Source organism: Chitinophaga sp. 30R24 (assembly GCF_049056765.1).
Lineage (GTDB): Bacteria > Bacteroidota > Bacteroidia > Chitinophagales > Chitinophagaceae > Chitinophaga.
On record NZ_JBJGXX010000017.1, the window covers coordinates 20,729 to 45,875 of the forward strand.

General features: G+C 44.1%; 22 protein-coding genes. 18 read left to right on the forward strand and 4 right to left on the reverse strand.

Annotated features, from left to right (window positions below; genetic code table 11):
- The first annotated feature begins 1 nt into the window (after window position 1).
- The 4 genes from ACDQ55_RS20565 to ACDQ55_RS20580 are packed head-to-tail and all read left to right on the forward strand — an operon-like array spanning window position 2 to window position 5,027.
- Window positions 2-214, forward strand: a complete 213-nt coding sequence (locus ACDQ55_RS20565) for a heavy-metal-associated domain-containing protein (protein WP_420983525.1) — start codon at window positions 2-4, stop codon at window positions 212-214.
- Window positions 215-250: 36 nt separating this feature from the next.
- Window positions 251-751 carry a DUF3347 domain-containing protein gene (locus ACDQ55_RS20570; RefSeq protein WP_420983526.1) on the forward strand — a complete coding sequence of 167 codons (501 nt, stop codon included), beginning with the start codon at window positions 251-253 and terminating at the stop codon, window positions 749-751.
- 16 nt (window positions 752-767) lie between these two features.
- Window positions 768-2,975, forward strand: a complete 2,208-nt coding sequence (locus ACDQ55_RS20575; RefSeq protein ID WP_420983527.1) for a multicopper oxidase domain-containing protein — start codon at window positions 768-770, stop codon at window positions 2,973-2,975.
- Between the two features lie 12 nt (window positions 2,976-2,987).
- Complete coding sequence (locus ACDQ55_RS20580) at window positions 2,988-5,027, forward strand: copper-translocating P-type ATPase (protein WP_420983528.1); 2,040 nt, start codon at window positions 2,988-2,990, stop codon at window positions 5,025-5,027.
- On the opposite strand, the gene ACDQ55_RS20585 is transcribed toward ACDQ55_RS20580, so the two are convergent.
- Window positions 5,024-5,569 (reverse strand): hypothetical protein, encoded by a 546-nt coding sequence (locus tag ACDQ55_RS20585; RefSeq protein ID WP_420983529.1) that lies wholly within the window; start codon window positions 5,567-5,569, stop codon window positions 5,024-5,026. The genes ACDQ55_RS20580 and ACDQ55_RS20585 overlap by 4 nt on opposite strands.
- 290 nt (window positions 5,570-5,859) lie before the next feature.
- Here ACDQ55_RS20585 and ACDQ55_RS20590 point away from each other — a divergent pair, with 290 nt between their 5' ends.
- From ACDQ55_RS20590 to ACDQ55_RS20610, 5 genes are all read left to right on the forward strand, one after another.
- Window positions 5,860-7,311 carry an alpha-L-fucosidase gene (locus ACDQ55_RS20590; protein WP_420983530.1) on the forward strand — a complete coding sequence of 484 codons (1,452 nt, stop codon included), beginning with the start codon at window positions 5,860-5,862 and terminating at the stop codon, window positions 7,309-7,311.
- 109 nt (window positions 7,312-7,420) lie between these two features.
- The gene (locus tag ACDQ55_RS20595) at window positions 7,421-7,999 is read left to right on the forward strand and encodes a Crp/Fnr family transcriptional regulator (RefSeq protein ID WP_420983531.1); all 579 of its coding nucleotides are present in this window, start codon (window positions 7,421-7,423) and stop codon (window positions 7,997-7,999) included.
- A gap of 233 nt (window positions 8,000-8,232) precedes the next feature.
- Complete coding sequence (locus ACDQ55_RS20600) at window positions 8,233-9,129, forward strand: sugar phosphate isomerase/epimerase family protein (RefSeq protein ID WP_420983532.1); 897 nt, start codon at window positions 8,233-8,235, stop codon at window positions 9,127-9,129.
- 153 nt (window positions 9,130-9,282) lie between these two features.
- On the forward strand, window positions 9,283-9,768 hold the full coding sequence (locus ACDQ55_RS20605) for a DUF1772 domain-containing protein (RefSeq protein ID WP_420983533.1): 486 nt from the start codon (window positions 9,283-9,285) through the stop codon (window positions 9,766-9,768).
- A 184-nt stretch (window positions 9,769-9,952) separates the two neighbouring features.
- The gene (locus ACDQ55_RS20610; protein WP_420983534.1) at window positions 9,953-10,489 is read left to right on the forward strand and encodes an RNA polymerase sigma factor; all 537 of its coding nucleotides are present in this window, start codon (window positions 9,953-9,955) and stop codon (window positions 10,487-10,489) included.
- Window positions 10,490-10,788: 299 nt separating this feature from the next.
- Here ACDQ55_RS20610 and ACDQ55_RS20615 read toward each other — a convergent pair whose 3' ends face one another.
- Window positions 10,789-12,270, reverse strand: a complete 1,482-nt coding sequence (locus tag ACDQ55_RS20615) for a hypothetical protein (protein WP_420983535.1) — start codon at window positions 12,268-12,270, stop codon at window positions 10,789-10,791.
- A 100-nt stretch (window positions 12,271-12,370) separates the two neighbouring features.
- Here ACDQ55_RS20615 and ACDQ55_RS20620 point away from each other — a divergent pair, with 100 nt between their 5' ends.
- Complete coding sequence (locus ACDQ55_RS20620; RefSeq protein WP_420983536.1) at window positions 12,371-13,417, forward strand: 1,4-beta-xylanase; 1,047 nt, start codon at window positions 12,371-12,373, stop codon at window positions 13,415-13,417.
- 103 nt (window positions 13,418-13,520) lie between these two features.
- Here ACDQ55_RS20620 and ACDQ55_RS20625 read toward each other — a convergent pair whose 3' ends face one another.
- Window positions 13,521-14,744 (reverse strand): DUF255 domain-containing protein, encoded by a 1,224-nt coding sequence (locus tag ACDQ55_RS20625; RefSeq protein ID WP_420983537.1) that lies wholly within the window; start codon window positions 14,742-14,744, stop codon window positions 13,521-13,523.
- A gap of 423 nt (window positions 14,745-15,167) precedes the next feature.
- Between ACDQ55_RS20625 and ACDQ55_RS20630 the strand changes: the two genes are divergently transcribed.
- Window positions 15,168-16,100, forward strand: coding sequence for an AraC family transcriptional regulator (locus tag ACDQ55_RS20630; protein WP_420983538.1), 933 nt, complete (start codon window positions 15,168-15,170; stop codon window positions 16,098-16,100).
- A gap of 73 nt (window positions 16,101-16,173) precedes the next feature.
- On the opposite strand, the gene ACDQ55_RS20635 is transcribed toward ACDQ55_RS20630, so the two are convergent.
- Window positions 16,174-17,211 carry an aldo/keto reductase gene (locus ACDQ55_RS20635; protein WP_420983539.1) on the reverse strand — a complete coding sequence of 346 codons (1,038 nt, stop codon included), beginning with the start codon at window positions 17,209-17,211 and terminating at the stop codon, window positions 16,174-16,176.
- A 277-nt stretch (window positions 17,212-17,488) separates the two neighbouring features.
- Here ACDQ55_RS20635 and fucP point away from each other — a divergent pair, with 277 nt between their 5' ends.
- The 7 genes from fucP to ACDQ55_RS20670 all read left to right on the forward strand — a co-directional run bounded on the left by fucP (window position 17,489) and on the right by ACDQ55_RS20670 (window position 25,123).
- Window positions 17,489-18,757 (forward strand): L-fucose:H+ symporter permease, encoded by a 1,269-nt coding sequence (gene fucP, locus ACDQ55_RS20640; protein ID WP_420983540.1) that lies wholly within the window; start codon window positions 17,489-17,491, stop codon window positions 18,755-18,757.
- A gap of 124 nt (window positions 18,758-18,881) precedes the next feature.
- A complete protein-coding gene (gene lpdA, locus ACDQ55_RS20645; RefSeq protein ID WP_420983541.1) occupies window positions 18,882-20,288 on the forward strand; it encodes a dihydrolipoyl dehydrogenase in 1,407 nt (468 codons plus the stop codon).
- Window positions 20,289-20,481: 193 nt separating this feature from the next.
- Window positions 20,482-21,600: a cyclopropane fatty acyl phospholipid synthase gene (gene cfa / locus ACDQ55_RS20650; protein WP_420983542.1), complete on the forward strand. Its 1,119-nt coding sequence runs from the start codon at window positions 20,482-20,484 to the stop codon at window positions 21,598-21,600.
- Between the two features lie 118 nt (window positions 21,601-21,718).
- Window positions 21,719-22,657 carry an ATP-binding cassette domain-containing protein gene (locus ACDQ55_RS20655; RefSeq protein ID WP_420983543.1) on the forward strand — a complete coding sequence of 313 codons (939 nt, stop codon included), beginning with the start codon at window positions 21,719-21,721 and terminating at the stop codon, window positions 22,655-22,657.
- Window positions 22,635-23,399 (forward strand): ABC transporter permease, encoded by a 765-nt coding sequence (locus ACDQ55_RS20660; RefSeq protein ID WP_420983544.1) that lies wholly within the window; start codon window positions 22,635-22,637, stop codon window positions 23,397-23,399. The genes ACDQ55_RS20655 and ACDQ55_RS20660 overlap by 23 nt, the downstream gene beginning before the upstream one ends.
- A gap of 16 nt (window positions 23,400-23,415) precedes the next feature.
- Window positions 23,416-24,444 carry a sensor histidine kinase gene (locus ACDQ55_RS20665; protein ID WP_420983545.1) on the forward strand — a complete coding sequence of 343 codons (1,029 nt, stop codon included), beginning with the start codon at window positions 23,416-23,418 and terminating at the stop codon, window positions 24,442-24,444.
- Window positions 24,434-25,123 carry a LytR/AlgR family response regulator transcription factor gene (locus tag ACDQ55_RS20670; RefSeq protein ID WP_420983546.1) on the forward strand — a complete coding sequence of 230 codons (690 nt, stop codon included), beginning with the start codon at window positions 24,434-24,436 and terminating at the stop codon, window positions 25,121-25,123. The genes ACDQ55_RS20665 and ACDQ55_RS20670 overlap by 11 nt, the downstream gene beginning before the upstream one ends.
- The last annotated feature ends 24 nt before the right edge of the window (window positions 25,124-25,147 follow it).

Genomic DNA, 25,147 nt, shown 5'->3' on the forward strand with positions numbered 1-25,147 from the left:
TATGGAAACAGTACAATTTAAAACAAATATCAAATGCTCCGGATGCATTACTACAGTAACGCCTATATTAAATGAAGTGGTAGGAGCAGATAATTGGCATGTAGATCTCGCCAGTCCCAATAAAGTATTGACCGTGTCTCTTGCCAACACGGATGAAAACAGTATTAAAAAGGCCATTGAGAAAGTAGGTTATAAAGCAGAAGTATTGGTGTAAATAATAGGCAGTACATACACGTAAAAAAATACCATTATGAAAAAGATATTATTGATAGGAGTGATATTGTTGATTGCATTCTTGCAAACAGGATGGGCGCAGGAAAAAACAGTGTCTCCACAGCTGTCTTCCTTATTGTCTGGTTATTATGGTGTCAAAGACGCCTTGATTAGTGGCAACGCTGCTGTGGTGGTAACTAAAGCCAATGAATTTATAACAGCAGCTACTACTGTGAACGCGAAGTCTTTGCCTAAAGCGGCACAACAAGCTTATACGCCATTGGCGGATAAACTAGTGGCGGAAGCCACCGCTATTGCCAGCGTAAAGGATATTGCACAACAGCGGGAACATTTTAAGGGCTTCTCCAATGATTTTTATCAGCTGGCAAAAGCTGTCCCGCTCAGCAATGTGCCTATCTACCAGGAATATTGCCCGATGCAAAAGGCCTATTGGTTAAGCAGCAGCAATGCGGTTAAAAATCCTTACTATGGTAAGCAAATGCTCTCCTGCGGAAAAGTAACCGATATCATTCAGTAGCCCTTTAACTTTAATTATGAAAGCAGTATGGCTGTATATCGTATTAATGAGCCTATGTAGCATTGTTGCTGCACAGGCTTCTTTTATTTCTCCGCCTAAAGTAGTACGGTACGATCTGTATGTAGGCGATACCATGGTGAACTATTCTGGTAAAACCAGGCATGCATTGGCGATCAACGGCACTATTCCCGGTCCTACGCTGCATTTTACTGAAGGCGATACTGCTGAAATTTATGTACATAATACTTTAAAAAAAGAAACGTCTATCCATTGGCATGGTATTATCCTGCCCAATCAATACGATGGTGTTTCCTATCTTACTACCCGGCCTGTAAAGGCAGGACAAACACATTTGTACCGCTTCCCGGTAGTGCAACATGGCACTTATTGGTACCACAGCCACACGATGTTCCAGGAACAAAGCGGTATGTATGGCGCTATTGTTATACATAAAAGGGCGCCTGATAACGAGAAGGAATATACGTTGTTGCTGAGCGATTGGACAGATCTGCATCCGCATACGGTAAACAGGTACCTGCATAACGCCAATGATTGGTTTGCTATTAAAAAAAGATCGGTGCAAAGCTATGCGGAAGCTGCTCATCAAGGGCATTTGGGAACTAAGCTTACAAATGAATGGAAGCGTATGAATGCTATGGATGTAAGCGATGTATATTATAATCGTTTTCTGGTCAACGGTAAGCCTTCGAGTGAGCAACCGCAGTTTAAGGCGGGTAATAAAGTGAGGTTGCGTATTGTAAATGGTAGCTCCTCTACTTATTTTTGGCTGCACTATGCCGGAGGCAAAATAACGGTAGTAGCCAGCGATGGAGCAGATATGGAACCGGTAGAAGTAGACCGCCTGATAATAGGGGTGTCTGAAACCTACGACGTAATAGTGGCCATACCGGATAATATGCAGTACGAATTTATGGCTACAGCAGAAGATCGTACCGGTTCTGCTTCGCTGTGGCTGGGACAAGGGATGAAGATGCCGGCAACGCCGCTGCCCCGTCTCAGATACTTTGAAGGGATGAAGATGATGAACGGTATGATGAAGATGAATGGTAACCTGGATACCAGCGGCGGTATGCAGATGTCGAATCAAGAAATGGACATGAACACGGTGATGTATCCTGAAATAACCGGTGGAGATCAACCAGCTATGCACGATATGCACAACATGCCAGGTATGCGTATGGACAGCGCCGCAGCAGATATTGTTACCCTCAACTATGGCATGTTGAAAGCGCCTGAGAAAACCACTTTGCCGGAGGGTCCGGTTAGACTCCTGCATTTTGAACTAACAGGGAATATGAACCGTTATGTATGGAGTATCAATAATAAAACGGTGTCTGAAACCGACAAGATCTTAATTAAAAAAGGAGAAATTGTTAGGATCATACTCTTTAACAATACCATGATGCGGCATCCGATGCACTTGCACGGCCATTTCTTCCGGATACTCAATGGCCAGGGAGCATATTCGCCATTGAAAACAGTGTTGGATATTATGCCCATGGAAATTGACACTATTGAATTTGCCGCTTCAGCAAGCGGGAATTGGTTCTTTCACTGTCACATCTTGTATCATATGATGAGTGGTATGGGCAGGGTGTTTAGCTATGAAGACTCTCCGCCTAATCCGGAAGTACCAGACCCGGCGATGGCTTACCGCATGCTGAAAAAAGATGACCGCATGCTGCATACGATGGCGAGAGTAGGACTGGAAAGCAATGGCAGCGATGGCATAATTATGGTGGCTAACACCCGCTACCGTTTGTCTACCGAATGGAGGGTAGGTTTGAACGCCAAACATGGGTATGAAACGGAAAGCCATTTTGGAAGATACTTTGGTCAACTGCAAGTGCTGTTCCCTTATCTGGGTTGGGATATTCGTTACCGTAGGATGGGAGAGCCGGATAAAAATCTCTTCGGGCAAAAGAACACCAAAGATTACCGGCAGGTATTGCATCTGGGCCTGGAGTATACTTTGCCCATGCTATTGGTGGCAGATGCTTCCCTGGATACAGAAGGTAAACTGCGTATCCAGTTGATGCGCGACGATGTGCCGGTTACCAGGAGGTTGCGTTTTAATTTTAAGGTAAACACCGATAAGGAATATATGGCCGGTCTCAGGTACATCGTTACCCGTAACCTCGGTATTTCTACACATTATGATAGTGATATGGGATTTGGGGCAGGGATTACATTAAGCTATTAAACACTATAATAGATGGAACATCCGCATTCCGATATGCACCAGGGGCATGATATGTCCGGGCACAACCATGATCAGGCAGATATGGGGAATGGTAGTCATCATGATCACCATGTTATGATGATCGCCGATTTCAGGAAGCGGTTTTATGTGGTATTGGTGCTCACCATTCCGGTGATGTTATTATCGAAGATGATACAGCATTGGTTAGGTATTGTCATTCACTTTCCGGGAGATGCTTATGTGTTGTTGTTATTGTCGACCGTCGTGTTTGTGTATGGCGGGTGGCCTTTTCTGAAAGGTTGGTGGGAGGAAATGAGAACCTGGGAGCCAGGTATGATGACGTTGATCGGGTTCGCGATTACGGTGGCTTATATTTATAGTGTGGCTACTGTATTTGGTTTGAGGGGAATGGATTTTTTCTGGGAGTTAACTACATTGATCCTCATTATGTTGCTGGGGCACTGGATAGAAATGAAATCTATTATGGGTGCCTCGCGGGAGCTGGAATTGCTGGTGCAGCTGATGCCGGATAATGCGCATTTGGTGCAGGGAGACCAGGTATTGGAAGTGAAAACAGGCACTTTAAAGGTGGGGGATACCGTCTTGGTAAAACCAGGCGAAAAGGTAGCCGCAGATGGTGGTATTGTGGAGGGCGCCACTTCCCTGGATGAGAGTATGTTAACAGGAGAATCTATACCTGTGCAGAAACAGGTAAATGATAAGGTGATTGCAGGGGCTATTAATGGTAATGGGGCTATTAAAGTGACTGTCACACACGGGGCGGCAGATTCTTACTTGTCGCAGGTAGTTAAACTGGTACAGGATGCCCAGCAATCAAAATCCAGAACGCAGTTGTTAGCAGATAAGGCGGCGCGTTGGCTTACCCTTATTGCCATTCTCTCCGGTATTATCACATTGGTATATTGGTGGGGGAGTGGTCATGGTTTATCTTTCGCTATTGAGCGTATGGTAACGGTGATTGTTATTTGTTGCCCACATGCCTTAGGATTGGCAGTACCGCTGGTCATTGCAAAATCTACTGCTCTCTCAGCTAGGCATGGCCTGTTAATAAAAAACCGCACTGATTTTGAAAATTCCCGCAGGGTTACTACCCTTATTTTCGATAAAACAGGCACCTTAACGATAGGGCGTTTTGAGGTGGTAAGATTTGAATCCCTCCAATCGGGCATTTCCAAAGAAGAGATGCTGCAAACAGCTGCTGCCCTGGAAGGTAGCTCTGAGCATCCCATTGCTACCGGCATTATCCGCAAGGTAAAAGCATTGCGGTTGAGTGTGCCGGAAGCGACACAGGTAACCGCTATGACAGGTGAAGGTATCAGTGGTGTTGTTAATGGAAAGGATATTAAAGTAGTAAGTCCAGGATATCTGTCGGCTAATTTTAAGGGGCAAGCGCCTGGTAATACCATACAACCTGGAGAAACGGTGGTGTATGTGGTGACTAATAACGTGGTGGCCGGATATATTGCCCTGGCAGATGAGATACGCCCCGAATCGGCGGGGGCAATCGCCACTTTAAAGGCGAATCATATCAAAACCATATTGCTTACAGGCGATAATAGTGTAGTAGCGGAAAGCGTCTGTAAAAAGCTGGGTATGAATAGCTATATCGCAGGAGTATTGCCACATCAAAAACTGGAAAAGGTGAAGGAGCTACAGCAACAAGGTGAGTTTGTAGGGATGACCGGCGATGGCATCAATGATGCACCAGCGCTGGCCCAGGCAGATGTGGGTATCGCCATTGGCAGTGGTAGTGATGTGGCAGCGGCAACTGCCGGCATTGTACTGGTAAACAGTAATCCGCAGGATGTGGTAAGCCTTATATTATTTGGACGGGCTACCTGGCGTAAAATGATACAGAATCTGGCATGGGCCACTGGCTATAATGTAATTGCTCTGCCATTGGCAGCGGGCGTGTTATACAACCAGGGTATCCTGCTGAGCCCCGCGGCAGGTGCGGTGTTAATGACGGTAAGCACTGTAGTGGTAGCCATTAATGCCAGCATGTTGAAAGTAAAGATGGGTAAAGGTTAGCGGGCTTTTTCTATCGCTTTTATCACCAGCTTTATTCTCGTACTGGTGCTCAGGTCGCCACCGAGTTCTACCACTGGTGATGTTTGGCGCCGGAGCCATTGTTGATGTGTTTGGATATTGCGGCTGGCTATACCGGTATTACGGTCGTAATCTGCCGCCCAGGTCATAAAAGCATCATGTAGTTTGCTGCGGTATGGATCGGTGATGATAAGGTCTCCATAGCGTTCCCGTTCCCGCTTGTATAATCTTTCCATCCGTATTTGTGGGGGAATCCACAGAAAAACGATCAGGTCAAAACAAGGGAAAACGTCTTCACCCCAATTGGTCACGGAACCGCCCAGTATCCAGCTCTTTTGTTCATCCAGATGTGAACGTATCATTTCATTTCTTTCTGCCGGTAATCTCTGTTGTGAAAACGGAGGGTCTATATTTTCCCAGAAATAATGATCACTATCGAAATAGGGGATTTGCAGGTGTATGGACAGCGCTTGTCCGAGGGTAGTTACCCCACTTCCTGATGCTCCCAGAATATGAAGTTTCATGTATGCAACAATACAAAAAAAGTGAGAATTTCCTGTATGGTTGCAGGAGCAACAGGATGCCCGCATCAGCCACGCGTTTTACATTTTTCAGCGCCGTTTCAAAAATATGCTGGTTGCGTTGATAGATTGAAGCATTTTTAAGGCGGCCCTGATAGGCATTTGAGGTATTAAGAAAAATTCAACTGTTTCCAGTGTTTATTTAGTATGTATTGTTTTCAGCGAAAATACCATTATAACAGGTGATGGAAGTTGCTAATTTTGGTCAATGTAAAATATGTTAAATTTCCTGTATGATAAAACGAAGTTTGGGGATGTTATGGTTGTTATTAAGCACATCCTTTGTTTTTGCCCAACATTATGAGGCCAATTGGGCTTCCTTGAATAAACGTGGTATTCCGGCTTGGTTTAATAATGCCAAGTTTGGTATTTTCATACACTGGGGCGTATATGCCGTGCCTTCTTATGCAGTAGTAGGCCCCGGAGGTTATTCCGAATGGTATTGGTACAATTTGCAGGGAACTAAAGAGGGCTCACATCAACAGGTACAGGCATTTCACGATAAGAATTATGGTAAGGATTTTTCTTATGAACGGTTTGAAAACCAATTTACAGCGGCACTATTTAATCCGGAGCAGTGGGCGCAGCTTTTCCGCCGCTCCGGGGCTAAATATGTAGTGCTTACTTCCAAGCATCACGAAGGGTATTGTTTGTGGGATAACCAGCAGGCTAATACTTCCTGGGGACATTCGTGGAATGCTGTAACTGGGACGCCTAAACGTGATTTGCTGGGGGATCTTACTACGGCTGTACGAAAGGAAGGGTTAAAAATGGGGTATTATTATTCGCTCTATGAATGGTTTAATCCATTGTGGCTCAAAAACAGGCAGCAATATGTAAAAGAGGTGATGACGCCACAGTTCAAAGACCTGATAACGCGTTATAAGCCCTCGGTTATTTTTGCTGATGGAGAATGGGAGATGAGTGATACGGCTTGGCAAAGTCCATCGTTGTTAGCCTGGTTGTTCAACGAGTCGCCGGTAAAAGGCGAAGTGGTGGTAGACGACCGTTGGGGAAGCAATACCCGGGGAAAGAATAATGGGGCTACCTACCTGACTTCTGAATATGGGAGTGGTATGCAGCCTGGTGTTATTTGGGAGGAGAGCCAGGGGATTGGACAATCATATGGATATAACCGTATGGAAAATGCCGACGATTATAAAAAGAGCAGTGACCTGATCCTGATGTTGGTAGATATTGTGGCCAGAGGCGGAAATCTGTTGCTGGATATTGGTCCTACTGCGGATGGCCGCATTCCGGTGATTATGCAGCAGAAATTGCTCGACATGGGCAAATGGCTGGATATCAATGGAGAAGCGATCTATGATACTAAACCCTGGAAAGCAGACCGGCAATGGAGCAACGGTAAGCGGCCAGAAGTGAAAGAAGCGAATTATATGGCCAATTACAGCGTTGCGCAATTGATCAGGCCATCGCAGGAGCGGGCGCATATTGAATTGTTTTTTACCGCCAAGGCCGGCGCGGTATATTGCTTCCTGCCAGGTTGGCAACCGCAGGTGGTGATACGGAATTATACACCTCCCAGGGGAGCCACTTTTAGTATATTAGGATGTGATAAACCCATCCAATGGCGTCAACAAGGAAACGACTGTGTGGCAGACCTCTCTGCTCTGCATCCCGGAGATGTGCCTAATGATATGCTTGTCCTCAAAATAAAAACATAGTTACAAACAGGGAGACCCGGGTTTCCCTGTTTGTAACTAAACACCAGGGAATACTACCTACGTATTGAAAAGCTGATTATCTTTGCGGCCTGCACTAAATATACTGACTATGCCTTATCAGAAAATCACCCGGTTGATCGCCGAGCTGGTCCGCATAGATAAATTTGACCAGCATCTTATCAAGGAAGTATTTGAACCTGTGAGTTACAGAAAGTCACATGTAATTGTGAGTAGCGGCGATATTGCACGCTACATGTATTTCATCAATACCGGTTATTTAAGACTTTACCATATTGATGGAGATGGAGAGGAAGTGACCAACCATATTAATTGTCCTATGGGTTTTATGACTGCTTTCAACAGTTATATTACACAAACGCGCTCTCATGAAATATTTGAGTGCATCACCGACTGTGAATTGCTGCGGATAACCCGCGGTAACCTGGATGAGTTGCTGAAGCATAACCAGCGCTGGGCCGAGTTGGGAAAAATCTTATATGAAGAAATAATCAGGTATAATGAGCAGAAAGTAAAAGACCAGGTAAGCCTTACTACCAAACAGCGTTATTTCAATCTGGTTGAGCAGTTGCCTGATATTATGCAACAGGTCCCCTTATCCTACATTGCCTCTTTTATGGGTATAAAGCCGGATTCCCTGAGTCGTATCCACAGGGAAGTAACGACTTAAAAAAAGCCGTTATACCGGTAACGGCTATATGCGGGGATAATATTTTCGTAAAAAATCAGTTTTAAAATTATATTTTTAAAGGAATAGCGTACACATATCTTTTTTAGCTGTGTGTACCTATTCCCGGCTATACATTATAACCACGTTATTACCTGCCCGTACTTCCCCAATAGTGCCGGCTATGTGCTGTATCCGGTTTTTCCAGCATCTATCAACTTTAAAATAGTTTTACTATGGGCATTTCAAGAAGGGATTTTCTATTTAAAGGTACCCTGGCGATTGCAGGGACCACGCTTTTCTCTAAAGAACTGTTAGCCGCCAATATTGCTAAGCCACAGTTGGGGCTGCAACTGTATTCCGTGCGAGATGACATGAAGAAAGACCCCGCCGGTACACTCAGGCAGCTGGCTGCTATGGGTTATAAACAGGTAGAGCATGCCGGTTATAGTCAGCGGAAGTTTTATGGTTATTCCCCTAAGGATTTCAAGAAATTCCTGGGCGACTTAGGAATGATAATGCCGAGCGGTCACACAGTGATGGGAAAACAACACTGGGATGCAGTGAAACAGGACTTTACTGATGAGTGGAAATACACCGTGGAAGATGCAGCGGTAGTGGGACAGCGTTATGTGATCAGTCCCTGGTTGGATGAAAGTCTGCGTAAAAATTATGATGATTTTAAATCGTATATGGATGTTTTCAATAAAAATGGGGAGCTATGTAAGCAATTGGGGATGAAATTTGGTTACCACAACCACGATTTTGAATTCAGTCAACAGTTGAATGGTGAAAAATTGTTTGATCTGATTTTACAGCATACAGATCCTACACTGGTAGTGCAGCAATTAGACATAGGTAATATGTATCATGCCGGTGGTGTTGCGTTAGATATCCTTAAACAGTATCCTGACCGTTTTGAGCTGATGCATGTGAAGGATGAAATAAAAACGGGAAGCCAGTACGAAAGTACAGTGCTGGGCAAAGGTATTATCCCGGTAAAAGAAATTATTGAGCTGGGAAAACAATCAGGTACCAGGTACTTTATTGTTGAACAGGAGTCGTACCAGGGGCAGGCACCGGTGGCCGCTGCCAAAGATGATTTGCGGGTAATGCAGCAATGGGGATTTTAGTAGAAATTTCATAGGCGCGTTGCTGTTAGTTTCCGGGGTATGGTGGTATGGCGGGATATGCTGATTAAATTTAAATTTGTCGGTTTTGTTCTATTATCAGCTGGGCAGCGGTGGTAATATTGCGATGGGATACAAACCTTCCTATAGTAGATCATGAAACAATTCATATTGGCTTCGACCGTTATTACCACCGCCCTGGTTACCGGGGTATTTTATGCTTTTGCCATTGCAGTGAACCTTGCTTTTCAACAATTACCCGATGCCGCTTACATTGAGGCGATGCAAGCAATTAACCGGGCAATTGTAAATCCAGGTTTCGCCATTAGTTTTTTTGGTGCGCCAGTATTACTTCCCCTGGCCACTTATATGTATGCGAAGCCGGTATTTTCGCAGCGGGCCGGATATCTGTTGGTAGCTACACTGTTGTTTCTTATTGGTTCATTCGGTGTAACAGTATTGGCAAATATTCCATTGAATGACCAGCTTGCTGTTGTTACCCTTACCGGTAAAACCAATGCTCAATTATTTACTGCCAGGCACGCCTTTGCCGATGCATGGAATAATTGGCACCTGGTACGGACATTGTGCAGTATAGGGGCGTTGATACTGTTAGTGGTTGCCTGTTTTAAAAAAGTTTAATAATTATCCCTGCTATTATTGCAGATACCATCTCCACTAATATCTCATCTTACACATACTATTGCCAACCTGATCTGTGTTAAATACAATATGCACAAGCCGGAAATTTTTTGCCATTAACATTGGATTTACAGTTTCGTTAAAAATATTTATTTGCTTGCAGGAGAATTTAAACAGCATTCAGATGTGTGAATTTAGTGATGAAGTAATATTGGAAAAGATAAAAGCCGGCGATGTTGAAGTATTTTCTGATTTGGTAAAAAATTATTGGTCCCGTCTTTATGAGGCCGCTTACCGGCGGTTACACTGTAAAGAAGAAGCTAGAGATGCGGTACAGGAAGTATTTTTCTGGTTATGGAAGAATAAAGCCAATGTAAAGCTGCAATCTTCACTGTATAATTATTTGCTAGGGGCTATAAAGAACTATTGCTTCAACAGTTTCAGGTATCAGGAAAGAAGCAAGGTACGTAAGCGGCAATATGCCGGCCTACGGGAAGAGGTGATCATACCTAAAGAACTGGAAAACGAAGAGTTGGGCATAGGATTGCGGCGGGCCATTAATAACATGCCGTCTGCTCGCCGTGAAGTGTTCAAGATGCAATATTTGGGAGGGTTGAGTCAGAAGGAGATTGCGGCCAGGAGAGGGATTGGACTTCAAACTGTAAAAAACCAGGTGTCTTCTGCGCTTAAGGAGCTTCGGCAATGCTTGAAAGAGGCTTAATCATTTATAGTACCTATAGCTATTTACTGTTCCTTATAGTTACATCTGGCTATGAAAACAGATAAAGCATACTTTATCAGGGTGGGCCTTTTAGATTTCAGGTAAACTCCAGAAAGATGAAAGAGCCCTATTTAGTTGATTGATTGCCTGTCTCACCCGTTTATAAAGGGCATATTACCTTCCATTTGCTAATGGAAGGTAATAGCCTTTAAAGGAGATAAATAAATGTGAGCTATTGATCCGTATCAACCGCTATAACTTTCATGGCAGTATTTACGGTTGGAGTGAGCTGTAAGTGTTTAAGATGCCGGGGCTGTGCTGGGCATTAATGCTTCCAGTTTTCCTATCATAGTTATCGTAAAGGAAAAACACAATAGCATAGGGAAAATCTGGTACCGAAATACAATGGGTGATGCCAGTATACTAAAGCCGGCATTAACCGTTAATAAGAGGATTAATATAAGTAATGCCTGCTTAAATGGAATTTCTTGTGGCCTTATGCGTTTGAACTGTATCCATCGTAAAAGGGTCCAGATAAAGAACAGGTTAATAATTAAGAATAAAGATGGAAAAATCAAGAGAATAACTCCCTGGATTTTAATAGAGACAGCGCTAACCTGTGTGTCTGGATAGTGAAACCATTGTGCGGCTATAGGAGCAACTTTATCCTGTCCGAGGTTATATATTTCTAGTTTTTCCAGTGGCGGTAAGGCGTAGTTTAAGGTATTGGGTAACAGGAAGTACCTTGCAAAAGCAATGGGATGCTGTAATATCAGTGCTTTGCCATAGCTGCCATAAATGGGCGCTACCGTGCCCCATGATTGTACACCTCCGGAGCTATCGTTGTCTGTATTTACTCTATCAGTTAAAAATTTTTTTAGAGGAGCTTCAGGTAGCTTTATATAAACAGCTCCCTGCCTGGGAGAAATTGATTTGGCTTGCTGACCATACTTTTCGAAGAAACGCTTCACCTCCTGATCAAATTCCCTGCATGTTGCAGGAGCCTGGTCACCAGCGGTATTGATGTATGGATACATGTATAATGCATTGTTGGCCAACTGCCAACCGCCGAAAATAGAAAACTGTTTGGCGCCGGTTATTTTATAGGCGGAATTTTGGGTATGGTTTACAAATAGTGTTATCAGCAACAAAGGCAAGGCAATCCCGGTAACTTTCCAGGCTAGCTTGTGTTGGGAAAAGAGTAATACAATAGCGCTGACTAACGGATAGTACATAGCGTTGTACCGTAGTGTGAACGTTATTGCTATTAACAGGCCATGCAGTATCACCTGGTAGGGGCGTGGGCGATGAATGATCCACAGTAGCTGTGTAGCCCACCATAAGCTCAGACCAAGGAACAAGGCGTCGCTGGAAATATAATTGCTGAGGTATAATATCAGGGGATTAAAAAATAAGCAGAAAAAAATAATATTGGTAGACTCGCTTTTAGGAGCGTAAAAATATAGCAACGTAAAAAAGAAGTATAAAGTAATACCCTGTACGAAAAGGTATTGAAAGGCTACCACGGCTGTATCTGAAGTAGTGACTTGGTGAAACAGCCACAGGAATTTTGAATAGCCAATAGGCCAGATATTTACATCCAGGTGATTAGCCGCTGCAAAAATATAGCTGTATGAGTCTGAAAAGAAATCCGCAAAAGGATAACATAATTTAAAAATAATTAACTGTATTATTGCTGCAATAGCAGCAATATATACATATTTGCGATGGAGGTTATCCTTAAAAATAAAGGACCCAAAAGAGGGAAAAGTAGCTGGCATATTATACAGGGTTATAGAGGAATTTACTACTCCTTTTACAAGAAAATTTGTCCATTTTAGCAATTGCACAAATGATAGTATTATTTTAATAATAAGACGCATGAAAACACCCAAAATCCTTCTTTTTTTTGTTTCATTATTGCTTAGTACTGCAGCGGCGGCGCAGGAAACCTGGCCGGTAGATAAAGCCAACGATTGGTACCGGCAACAGCCATGGATGACAGGGGCCAATTTTTCGCCTTCCACTGCTGTTAACCAATTGGAGATGTGGCAGGCTGCCACTTTCGATACCGCTACCATCCGGCGCGAGTTGGGATATGCCGCTGCTATTGGCTTTAATACAATGCGTGTATACCTTCATCATGTTGCCTGGCAAGAAGATGCTATAGGTTTTAAAGAGCGTATCAAAACATACTTATCTATCGCCGGAGAAAACGGTATTAAAACCATTTTCGTTTTTTTTGACGATTGCTGGAGTGATCATTATCGCCCCGGGCCTCAGCCAGCGCCTATTCCCAGTGTACATAACAGCCGTTGGTTAAAAGATCCGGGCAGCGCTATTGATGATAATCCGGCGTTAATGGATACGCTGCAGTGGTATGTGAAAGATATACTTACCACTTTTAAAGACAACATATATGTGTCTATGTGGGATCTGTACAATGAACCCGGACATTTTGGCCATGGCGATAAAAGCTGGCCACTCTTGAAAAATGTAGTTGCCTGGGCAAGGGAGATACGCCCAAGCCAGCCTATTACCATCGGTATCTGGAACGACGGGTTCACCGCTTTTAATCAGTATCAGCTGGAAAATTCAGATGTGATCACCTTCCATAACTACCGTGATACCACTTCTCTGATAACAGCCATCGATACACTGACACACTATGGTAAACCGGTGATCTGTACAGAGTACATGAAACGTCCTAATAACAGCACCTTTGTTACGCATTTGCCTATCTTTAAACGAAACCGGGTGGGCGCCATTAATTGGGGTCTGGTGGCCGGTAAAACACAAACTAACTATCCGCAGGGTAACAAAGGAGGGGAGCCGGAACCTGTTTTATGGTACCACGATATTTTCCGTAATGACGGAACCCCTTTCAGTCCGGAGGAAATTGTATTTATCAGGAAAATGAATCAATAATACCTGAATGATCATACATTGTTTTCTCACGAAAAAAACCGCCAGGGGCTAATAGTTAACTCCTGGCGGTTAATTGTTTTGTAGTGAGTTGGTGGCTGATAGCTTATAGTGTTTCCCCCCTCTTCATTTTGTCCAGTGTGGTTTCATAACTCTTCCTTTCTTCTGCACTGGCTTTGTTCATGGCTTTCTCTTCCCAGGCCACTGCATCCGTTTTTTTACCGGCTTTATACAGCAGGTTAGCGTAAGTGTCCATATAGGAAGGTATTTCCTGGTCTTTGAAGGAACGTTTGCTCCATTCCAGGGCTTGTTCAATACACTGCATGTCATCGCATTTTTCGAAGATAGTCCATGCATATGCGTTCAGCGACTGAGGGTCGGCTTTCTGGCCATATTTTTTCATGTAAGCAACAATGCTGGCTACTGCACTATCTGCGTCTTTAATGTAGCTGTAGTATTGCACCTTACACTTTAGGATCAGTTCATCTGCAAAAGAAGGATATTTGGTAGTGATGTTCTTTTTTATAGCAGTCCAGTCGGGCGCTGCATGGCCATTTTTCGTCAGTTGAGAAAATGTTTCTTCATTGGCTACGATGCCCATGATAATATTTTCTGCTTTTCCAGCTCCAAGCACCTTATCTACTTTAGTGGTGTTATGCAGGAACAGGTCGAAGCCTTTGTCTTTGCTGCTTTGGGTGAATGCTACAAGATAGTTCAGGTTACCAGGCGTAAATAGGTCTTTTTGTTGGTCAATGTATGATTTGGAGATTGCTGCAGCATTTTCTGGGTCGTTGCCGTGCAGGGCGAGGAGTGATAATTTGTGCAGGAAAGCAGTATCTTTCTTGCCTTTTTTGAATTGGTCCAGCAGTGTGTAGTATTGTTGGTCCGGATCCAGGGAACTTTGGCACCTGGCAATAAATTCTTCCGCTTCGGTGCTTCCTATCTGGCGGTCTACTATCTGGCCGTCTGGTGCAAAAACTAAGAAAGTAGGATAGGCGTATACGATATAGTTGTGTTCAATTTGTTTGGCATCAGCGTACCAGCTACGTACGTCTTCGTTGTCTTTGGGGGTTTGGTCCATCTGTACTTTTATGCTGATGAATTTGTCGTTCATGAAGTTGCCTACTTTTTCCTGAGGGAAAATATTAGCAGACATGAACTTGCAAGGGCCGCACCAGGTGGTAAAGCAATCCATGAAGATGTACTTATTTTCTGCTTTGGCTTTAGCTTGCACTGCCGCCCAGCTGAGGCCATGTTCGAAGTGGATGCCTTTGTCCTGGGCCATTGCCAGCATAGGTAACAAAAGGGCCATCAAGAGGATTTTTTTCATAATGTTGGGTTTATTAGGTGATAGTTAATGGTCAACAACAAGTAATCAGGCTGTAACTGTAAATCACTAATTTAAGGTAGTTGGAGACGCCAACTGGCCATTTTCCGGATTTTTTATTACAAGATAAGTTAGGGGATATGCTTAAAGGGATGAAGCAGGCAAGGGCCTAAAAGGATATATATGATATGATGAATAAAAAGTCATCTTCGGTAAGATGACTTTTTATGTAGCACTCAGTGTAAATGAAACTAACCAGGTGGATGGTTAAGATAAGATAAGTATGGTTTCCGTTTCTCTTATGTCCCAAATTGCCAAAGATTCTCCTTTTGCCTGCTAAATATTGTATTTATTTTTAGCACATTTGTACCTGTTTTTCTGTGTTAACTGATTTTTTATTAAATTGTTAGAGGTAAAATATTTGTTATGCCGGTAAAAAATTATCTGCAGAAAATTGCGCTTACGCCTCAGCAACACCTGCAAAAATTGGTAGAGAACCGGCAGGTTTTTAATTTAAATAACTGTGAGCTGAATGTCTTTGAGAGCTATCAGCAGGCCTGGCGGGTGCCGTTGAGCTTTGGAGATTTTAGTATCACCAGTATGGTACGTGGCAAAAAAGTGATGCACCTGTTCGATCAGCCGGCGTTTGATTATCTGCCTGGAGAAACAGTGATATTGCCAGCCAATGAAGCCATGATCATCGATTTCCCTGAAGCTACCCTGGAAGATCCTACGCAGTGCATCGCATTGTCGGTAAATGAAACCTATATACGCGGTACCTTGCAATACCTCAACGAGCATTATAATGGTGCAGAAAGGGAATTGGGTAACTGGCACCTGCAGTTGAACCGGTATCATTTCAGTAACGACGCCGATGTAAGTGCATTGATCAATAAGCTCACCCGCATTTGTCAAAGCCCCGATCCATCACGAGATATTTACGCCGACCTGAATATGAAGGAGCTGCTGATCCGTATCATGCAGCAACAGCAATTGCAATTGGTAACAGATGAGCGGAATGCAAACAGTAATACCACACGGTTGCATTTTGTGTTGCATTACATCCATGAGCATCTTACAGAAAATATCCCTATAGATATCCTTTGTAAGAAGGCTTACCTGAGCAGGAATGTGTTCTTTAAATGGTTTAAGGAACAATTTGGGATCACTCCGTTGCAGTACATCAACCGGGAAAGATTAAAGCTGGCAAGGCAACTGTTGGCAGACCGCAATAATACGGTAAGCCAGGTAAGCCTGCAGTGCGGTTTTAATGATACCAACTACTTTGTGCGGTTATTCAAAAGTTCCGAAGGCATTACGCCAGGTACCTACCAGCTATTGGTGAGCAGCGTCCGGTAATCGTCAAGGGTGAAGAGCGTCTGAAAAAGAGGGTGTACCAGACTTTGGGATACACCCTCCGGGAAACTGTTTATTAATAGAATTTTGGCAGAGGGTTTAAGGTAAGGTTCTGCCTTTGGTGCCAATACGGATAGATGGTAGGTACTTCACTGGCAGCATCCAGCTTTTTTACCTGTTCGGTGGTTAAGTGCCAACCTACTGCTCCCAGGTTCTGGATGAGTTGTTCCTCATTGCGGGCGCCGAAAAGGATACTGGAAACAGTAGGACGTTGCAGTAGCCAGTTCAACGCAACCTGGGCAATAGTTTTACCGGTTTCGGCAGCAATTTCTTCCAAGGCATCCATGGTATTGTAAAACACCTCTTCCTGTACTACTGCATCTGGTATGGGGCTACCACCCTGGGCTATACGGCTATTTTGCGGTATAGGCGTATTGCGGCGGTATTTACCGCCCAGGCGGCCGGCTGCCAGTGGCGACCACACAATAGCGCCTACATGTTGATCGATGCCCAGTGGCATCAATTCCCATTCATATTCACGGTTAGCCAGGGAGTAATATACCTGGTGCGCTACGTACCGGTTCCATCCATACCTGTCGGCAATGGCCTGCGACTTCATCAGGTGCCAGCCGGAGAAGTTGGAACAGGCAATATATCGCACTTTTCCACTTTGTACCAGGTCATCCAGTACCCGCATGGTTTCTTCTACCGGTGTGTTGCCATCAAAACCATGCATGTGGTAAATATCAATATAGTCGGTATTCAGCCGTTTCAAACTGCCTTCAATCTGGCGCAGTATGTGAAAACGGGAAGAGCCCTGGTTATTGGGGCTTTGTCCAAATGGAAAGGTAGACTTAGTGGAAATCAGCAATTGGTTTCTTTTGCCGGCAATGGCTTTGCCCAGGATCTCTTCCGCCAGGCCATCGGAATAGATATCTGCTGTGTCAAATAAATTAACGCCTGCATCCATGCATAAATTTACAAGGCGGGTTGCCTCGTCGGCCAGGGTACTCCCCCAGGCTTTAAAGAAATCATTGCCACCGCCAAAGGTACCAGTGCCTAAACTAAGTACCGGCACCTGTAAGCCAGAGCCGCCTAATTGTCTGTATTCCATAGTGTGTTGATTTTTTATTCGTTTCTAGAGATGTGTCACTGATGGTTGATGGTATTGATACCATGCTCAACAGTGGTTTATAGCGCAAAGTTCGGGAATGCCTGAGGTTAAATGGTATTTATTGTAATTAAATTTATCGACGCTAACCCAGTAGAAAAGTGCAGGGTAGCAGGAGGAGGGTAATTTTAAAAGGGAGTTGTATATTAGTAGCTGGATGTTGACCATATTGTCAAATGTCCTTTATCCACGTTGTGCCTTTACTCATAAAACCAATATCATGATATCATCCGAATCTCTTGAAAAGGAGGCGGCTAAAAATTCCGCGAAAACAATTGCCTTGCCGGTTAAATTTACAGAGAAGAAATACATTGTCACATTTATATTTGTTACCTCATTGTTTTTATGCTGGGGAATTGCGCTTTCTATGGGCGATGTGTTAAATAAGCATTTCCAGAATGTATTGGGTTTAACCAAATCCCAATCGGGACTGGTGCAGTTTTCTATTTTCGGCGCCTATGCCATTATGGGCATTCCTGCTGGGCTGTTTATCAAGAAGATGGGGTATAAGAATGGGGTGTTGCTCGGACTTACCTTATATGCACTAGGGGCGTTCCTGTTTATACCGGCAGCCAACCTGGCTTCTTTTACTTACTTCCGGATGGCACTTTTTGTATTGGCTTGTGGTATGGCTACTCTGGAAACGGTGGCACATCCTTTTGCCGCGGCTTTGGGCGACCAGCAAACCAGTGATCAGCGTATTAATTTTGCACAGTCATTTAATGCGGTGGGCACCATTGTAGGACCACTTATCGGGACCCACTTCCTGTTTAGTGTTGATCAGCAGGCAAGCAATGAGTTATTTTCTGTAAAACAATTGTATATCTGGATCGGTATCATTATCGCCGGTATTGCGGCTGCTTTTGCTTTCGTGAAGGTGCCTGCCCTGGCAGATCCGCATAATGGTCCGGTGGGAGTAGCGCCTGCGGCTGGTACGTCTAAAAAATTGTTCCGGCATAAAAACTTTGTTTGGGCTGTAGTGGCCCAGTTCTTCAATGTGGCTGCACAGGCAGGTACCTGGGCTTTTTTTATCAATTATGGTCATGAAGTAATGCACTATACAGATGTTAAAGCCGGTAATATGATGGCGTTATTTATGGTGATGATGCTGGCAGGCCGTTTTGTGGGTACCGCTTTAATGCGTTTTGTAGCGCCAAATAAGCTACTGGCAGCTTTTGCTATAGGTAATGTGCTGATGTGCCTCCTCGTGGCACAGGGATGGGGTTGGACTTCCTACGCTGCCCTGCTCATGATCAACTTCTTCTTTAGTATCATGTACCCTACTATTTTCAGTCTTGGGCTGAAAGACCTGGGACCACATACGCAACAGGGGTCTTCTTTTATTGTGATGGGAATGTTCGGGGGCGCTGTTTTCCCTTTCATTATGGGTCGTTTGGCAGATACTAGTGTGGCCACTGCCTATTACCTGCCTATTGTTTGCTATCTGGTGGTGTTCCTGTATGGCTACCGGCTATATAAGCTCAGATAAGCCTTGCAATATCTAGTAAAGAGTGCTGAGTAGCCCTTCTGGCTTTTGAGAACAACATCAGAAGAAAGATTGTTAACTTAGCTTGGATGTATTCATTCAACATTCATTAACTGCATATTTTATTATGGAAAAAGATTTCGACCTCGTAGTAATAGGATCTGGCCCCGGAGGGTATGTGGCTGCCATCAGGGCTTCGCAACTCGGTTATAAAACAGCTATCGTTGAAAAATACAATGTATTGGGAGGTACCTGTACCAATGTAGGCTGTATTCCTTCCAAAGCACTGCTGGATAGCAGCGAGAACTACTATGCTATCCTGCACAAAGGCCCCAAACAAGGGATACTGGCCGACAACGTGCGTATCGACTTTGAAAAATTTATCGCCCGCAGCAAAGACGTGGTGAAACAAAATAACGAAGGACTCAACTTCCTGATGAAAAAAAATAAGATACAGGTGTTTACTGGCGCCGGTAGCTTTATAGATAATAGCAAAATAGTGATCCGTAAAGATCAGGAAGAAGATAAAACGATCAGTGCTAAATACTTTATTATTGCCACTGGCTCCAAACCAGCTTCCATCCCGGGGGTAGACATTGATAAAGACAGGATCATTACTTCAACAGAAGCCCTTTCCCTGAAAACGCAGCCTGCTACCATGGTGATTATCGGTGGTGGCGTAATAGGGGTGGAAATGGCTTCTGTATACAGCCGTACCGGTACCAAAGTTACCATTATCGAATATACTGATAGCCTGATACCGACCATGGACCGGGAACTAGGTAAAGAGTTACTGAAAGTGCTCTCAAAACAAGGCATCGAAATTTTACTCAGCAGCAAAGTACAATCAGCGAAGAATCAAGGTAATAGCGCACTTGTTACCTACCTGGATACTGCTGGTAAAGAACAGCAGGTTACCGCCGATTACTGCCTGGTAGCTGTTGGCAGAAAGCCTTATACTACCGGCCTGGGGCTGGAAAATACAAAAGTGAAACTGGACGATAAGGGACGTGTGGTGGTGAACGACCAGTTAAGAACAGAAGAACCTAACATCTACGCCCTGGGAGATGTGATACGTGGCCCTATGCTGGCGCATAAAGCAGAAGATGAAGGAGTGGCTATCGCAGAAACTATTAACGGTCATCCTCATACGATTAACTATCTCCGTATTCCCAGCGTAGTGTATACCTGGCCGGAAGTGGCGGGGTCTGGATATACAGAAGAACAATTGAAAGAAGCCGGCATCGTCTATAATAAAGGTAAATTCCCGTTCTTAGCCAGCGGAAGGGCGCGCGCCTCCGACGATATGGACGGATTTGTAAAAGTGCTTACTGACCCTAAATATGGTGAAGTGTTAGGCGTGCATATTATTGGCGCCCGGGCAGCTGATCTCATTGCCCAAGGAGTAATAGCCATGGAGTGTGAAATTACAGACAGTGAGCTGGGTAAAATATCTTATGCGCATCCTACTTTCTCTGAAGTATTGAAAGACGCTTACCTGATCACTTCCGGTCGCGGCGCGATCAATATATAACCTCCACTAGCGCTCCCGGCCGCCATGGAAAGTCCAGTTTTGGCTATAGGGCCGAGAAGCCATGTGTAACCACTGTATAGAGGTTATCATAAACGATAAAAAAGAAAACACCTGATATAGTCGTATACGTAAGCGGGCAGCCATATGAACAAAGGCTGCCCGTTTATTGTTCCTATTTGAAATAGTAGAAGTGATGCGTATGTTGCAACCCAAAAGCATTGTTACCCGTTTGTTATCATCTGCCGGCATTACCATAAATGGCAATAATCCCTGGGATATTCAGGTGCATAAGGAAGCTTTTTACCCGGAAACATTAGGCAGTGGCTCTCTTGGTTTGGGGGAAACCTATATGAAGCAATACTGGGACTGCGAAAAGCTGGATGATTTTTTTACGAAAGTATTGGTAGCCAATCTCGATGATAATGTGAAACGTAATTTCCGGTTCAAAGCAGAAATCTTAATGGCTAAGATCCTAAATCTGCAGGCGCCTGCCAAAGCCTATATAAATGGCAGTGCACATTATGATACCGGTAATGATCTTTTTGAAGAAATGCTTGATAAACGGATGACCTATACCTGTGGCTTCTGGGAAAATGCAGGGACCCTCGATGAAGCACAGGAATATAAACTGGACCTTTCTTGCAGGAAATTAAAGCTGCGGCCCGGTATGCATGTACTGGATATTGGCTGCGGCTGGGGAAGCTTCGCTAAATATGCGGCAGAAAAATATGATGTGAAAGTAACTGGTATTACTATCTCCAAAGAGCAGGCCGACCTGGCGCAAGAGCGTTGTAAAGGGCTCCCGGTGGAGATCCGGTTGGTCGACTACCGGATGCTTCATGAACAATATGATGCTATCGTTTCCCTCGGTATGTTTGAGCATGTAGGGTACAAGAACTACCGTACTTATATGAAGGTGGTGCATCATTGCCTGAAAGATGATGGATTATTTTTATTGCACACTATTGGTGGCAACAATGCAATGATGTTTACAGACCAGTGGCTGAACAAATACATTTTCCCCAATGCCATGATACCCACGGTACGGCTGATAGGAGAAGCTATTGAAGGCCTTTTTGTAATGGAACACTGGCAAAATTTCAGTGTGCACTACGATAAAACCCTGCTGGCCTGGTATGATAACGTGCACAATAGCTGGCATAAGCTGAAGGATAGCTACGACCAGACTTTTTTCAGGATGTGGAAATATTACCTGTTGTCTTGCGCAGCCTCTTTCCGTGCCCGCAAAAGCCAATTATGGCAGATCGTACTTTCTAAGAACGGAGTACCTGGCGGTTACCAGGTCTGCTAGCTATTGCCAACTTGCAGGATAAAAAGGGGAGATGACAGAAAAGTCTGCTTGCTTCACCAAATATAATTTCATACAGCGTCCCGGCAGTATATTTTTGGTGTAAATCCAATTGATATACATGTCTACATTCGCGCTGGAAACACAACAGCTTACCTATCATTTTTCAGGTAGAGATAACGTGCTGGATAACATCCATTTACAGGTGCCTAAGGGGGCTATTTATGGTTTCCTCGGACCTAATGGAGCGGGTAAAACCACCACTTTGAAACTGATTTTGGGGCTGCTTCGCCTGCAACAAGGTACTATCCTGGTAGAAGGACTAGACTTCCGCCAACATCGCCTGGAAATTTTAAAACGGGTGGGTTCCTTGATAGAAATGCCTGCCATGTATAGCCATCTTACTGCAACGGAAAACCTGCTTTTATTGCAGCAGTTATACCAGTGCCCAAGGAAGCGGGTAGAGGAAGTACTCGACCAGGTAGGGCTATCACAAGCTGGCCGGAAAATGGCCGGCAAGTTTTCACTAGGCATGAAGCAACGCCTGGGAATTGCTATGGCCCTGTTGCATCAACCCTCCTTATTGATACTCGATGAGCCTACCAATGGCCTCGACCCCGCCGGTATCCTCGAAATGAGAGCATTATTGCGTATGTTGAACGAGGAAAACAATACCACCATACTGGTTTCTAGCCATCTGCTGCCTGAAATGGAGAAGCTCGTTTCCCATATAGGCATCATCGACAAAGGTGAGCTCCTTTACCAGGGCGCTTTGTCGGCTCTTACGCAGGATCGCGGCAGTTATAGCCAGGTGTTGATTGATTGCGACCAGGCGTCTGCTGCATTAACCCTGCTCGCCAATTACGGTTTAACAGCCAGTCCATATAACGGAAAAATAAAGCTGGAGGCCGTGTCTAAAGGCCAGGTAGCCGCAGCGAACCGGCAATTGATCCTCGCCGGTATCAACGTATATGGAATACATACTACCGGCAACGACCTGGAAGACATTTTTATCCACCTTACAAATAACTTCTCTTATGATACCCACCTTTTTGCATAGTTTCCGTAGTGAATGGCTGAAACGCCGGCGTACAGCAGCTTTATGGCTTACCCTTATTGGCGGCGGTTTTATTCCGGTAATCATCTTAGGCCAACGTTTTTACAGTATGAATACCCTGCATAGCGATAATGCCAGCGGAAATATCTGGGAAACCCTGTACCACAGCTGCTGGCAGCATATGGCTTTTTTCTTGCTGCCAATGGGTGTGATATTGGCTACCAGCCTTGTTGCCCAATTAGAATACCGGAATAATACCTGGAAGCAGCTGCATACTACGCCTCAGCCTCTCCCGACTATCTTCCTGGCCAAATTAGGGGTGATCCTGGTGATGCTCTCGCAGTTCTTTCTATTATTCAATGTTGGCATATACCTTACCGGGATTATACCGGCATTGTTAGTGAAAGGTGTGCCTTTTCCGCAGGAGCCGTTCCCGTTGGTTCCTTTCTTGTATGGTAATGCTAAATTTTTTCTGGCTTGCCTGCCGGTGGTGGCATTGCAATATTTGTTAAGTTTACAGTTCCGGAATTTCCTGCTGCCAATAGGAGCTGGTTTGGGAATGTATATTGCAGGCATGATAGCGATCCATTGGAAATATGCTATTTTTATTCCTTATGTTTACAGCGCTTATTGCCTGATGGAGACACAATATGGACCACGCATTTATATCTACTCCTGCGCTTATTTCCTGTTATTCAGTATCTTGGGTTATATACTGTTCATCACTAAAAAAACAAGAGGCTAACAGTTAGCCGTTGCATATGAAGAGATCGGTTGTATGGTTGTTGCATATTGGCTATTGGGGGCTGTACCTGTGCCTGATAATAGTATTGTTTGGCGTTGCATTAAAAACGTATAAAGTGCTGCAGGTTCTTTTATTTCCACCGGTATTGCTAACTTGTTTTTTACCAGGGTTGTTGGGCTTTTACACTTTTTATACTTTTTTGTTTGATAACTGGTTGAAGAAAAAACGTTTGCCTGGTTTCCTGGGCCTGGCCGTATCGTTGGCAGGTGGGGTTGGGCTCATTACTTTCCTGTTGCTATTCTTGCTTGCTGGGATGGAGCATGCTACTAATATACAAAAATGGGGAATGTGCTTTTTCCTGGTTGCGCTGGCAGCTATACATGGCGTTATTGGCCTGGTGCTAAAGGGATTTATCAGTTGGTATGGAGATATCCGGTTGAAGGAAGACCTAAACAAACGGAACTACGAAACGGAACTGGCTCTGGTGAAATCGCAGATTAACCCGCACTTCCTGTTTAACACCATCAATAACATTGATGTGCTGATAGAAAAAGATGCGAAAAAGGCGTCTTTATATCTCAATAAATTATCTGGTATTATGCGGTTTATGTTGTATGAAGCTAAACCAGACAGGATACCGTTGGCTAAAGAGATGGTTTATATTGAAGAATATATTGCCCTGCAGCGGATCAGGACTGCCAACCGTGATTATGTGCAGTATACGGTACAGGGAGAGCCAGGTAACCGGATGATTGCCCCTATGCTTTTTATCTCCTACATTGAAAACGCTTTTAAACATGCCGCCCATAAAAAGGATGGCTCAGTGGTAGACATCCGGTTATTTATTGAAAACGATTGTATCCGGTTTTATTGTGAAAATAAATACCAGCGACTATCTGTTATAGACGATACCTGTAAAGGATTGGGCAATGAACTGCTGCAACGCCGCCTGGCATTATTATACCCGGCGCAACATACACTCGATATAGCAGATAAGGATGGCATTTACCAGGTAAGTTTAATCTTGTATGCATATGAAAATTAACTGCATCATCATAGAAGATGAACCGCTGGCCCAGGAACGTATCAGGGGATACTTACAAAAATTACCTTTCCTGCATTTGCAGGCTTGCTTCGATAATGGGATAGATGCTTTGTTGTTCCTGCAGTCTAACCAAACAGACCTGATATTTTTAGATATCAATATTGGCGAAGTATCGGGTATACAGCTTTTGGAAGCAGCTCATCCCGACTGTGAGGTAATTGTGATCACCGCCTACCACGAATATGCCCTCAAAGGATATGAGCTGAATGTAACTGATTACTTGTTGAAGCCATTTACCTTCGACCGTTTTCTACAGGCGGTGGATAAAGTGAAGCGTTGCTTTGACAAGCAAGCGCCTACCCGTACCTTTATCTTCGTAAAAACAGCCTACCGGCTGGAAAAGCTATTGTTGAGCGAAATATTATATATTGAAGGCATGCGCGATTACCGGAAAATATATACGTTTCGCAAACAAATTATGACGCTTAAAACATTCCGGGAATTTGAAGCCGAAATACCGGCTGCCGTAATCTGCCGGGTACATAAATCCTTTATGGTAGCTATAGATAAGATTGATACCGTTGGAAGGGAAGGCATCCAGATACAGCAGACATTGATACCTGTTTCTGATACGTACCGTAAAAGCTTTTACCAATTGATCGCTTACACAGGTACGTGATGCCCGCTTGCTTTTCCTTATCTT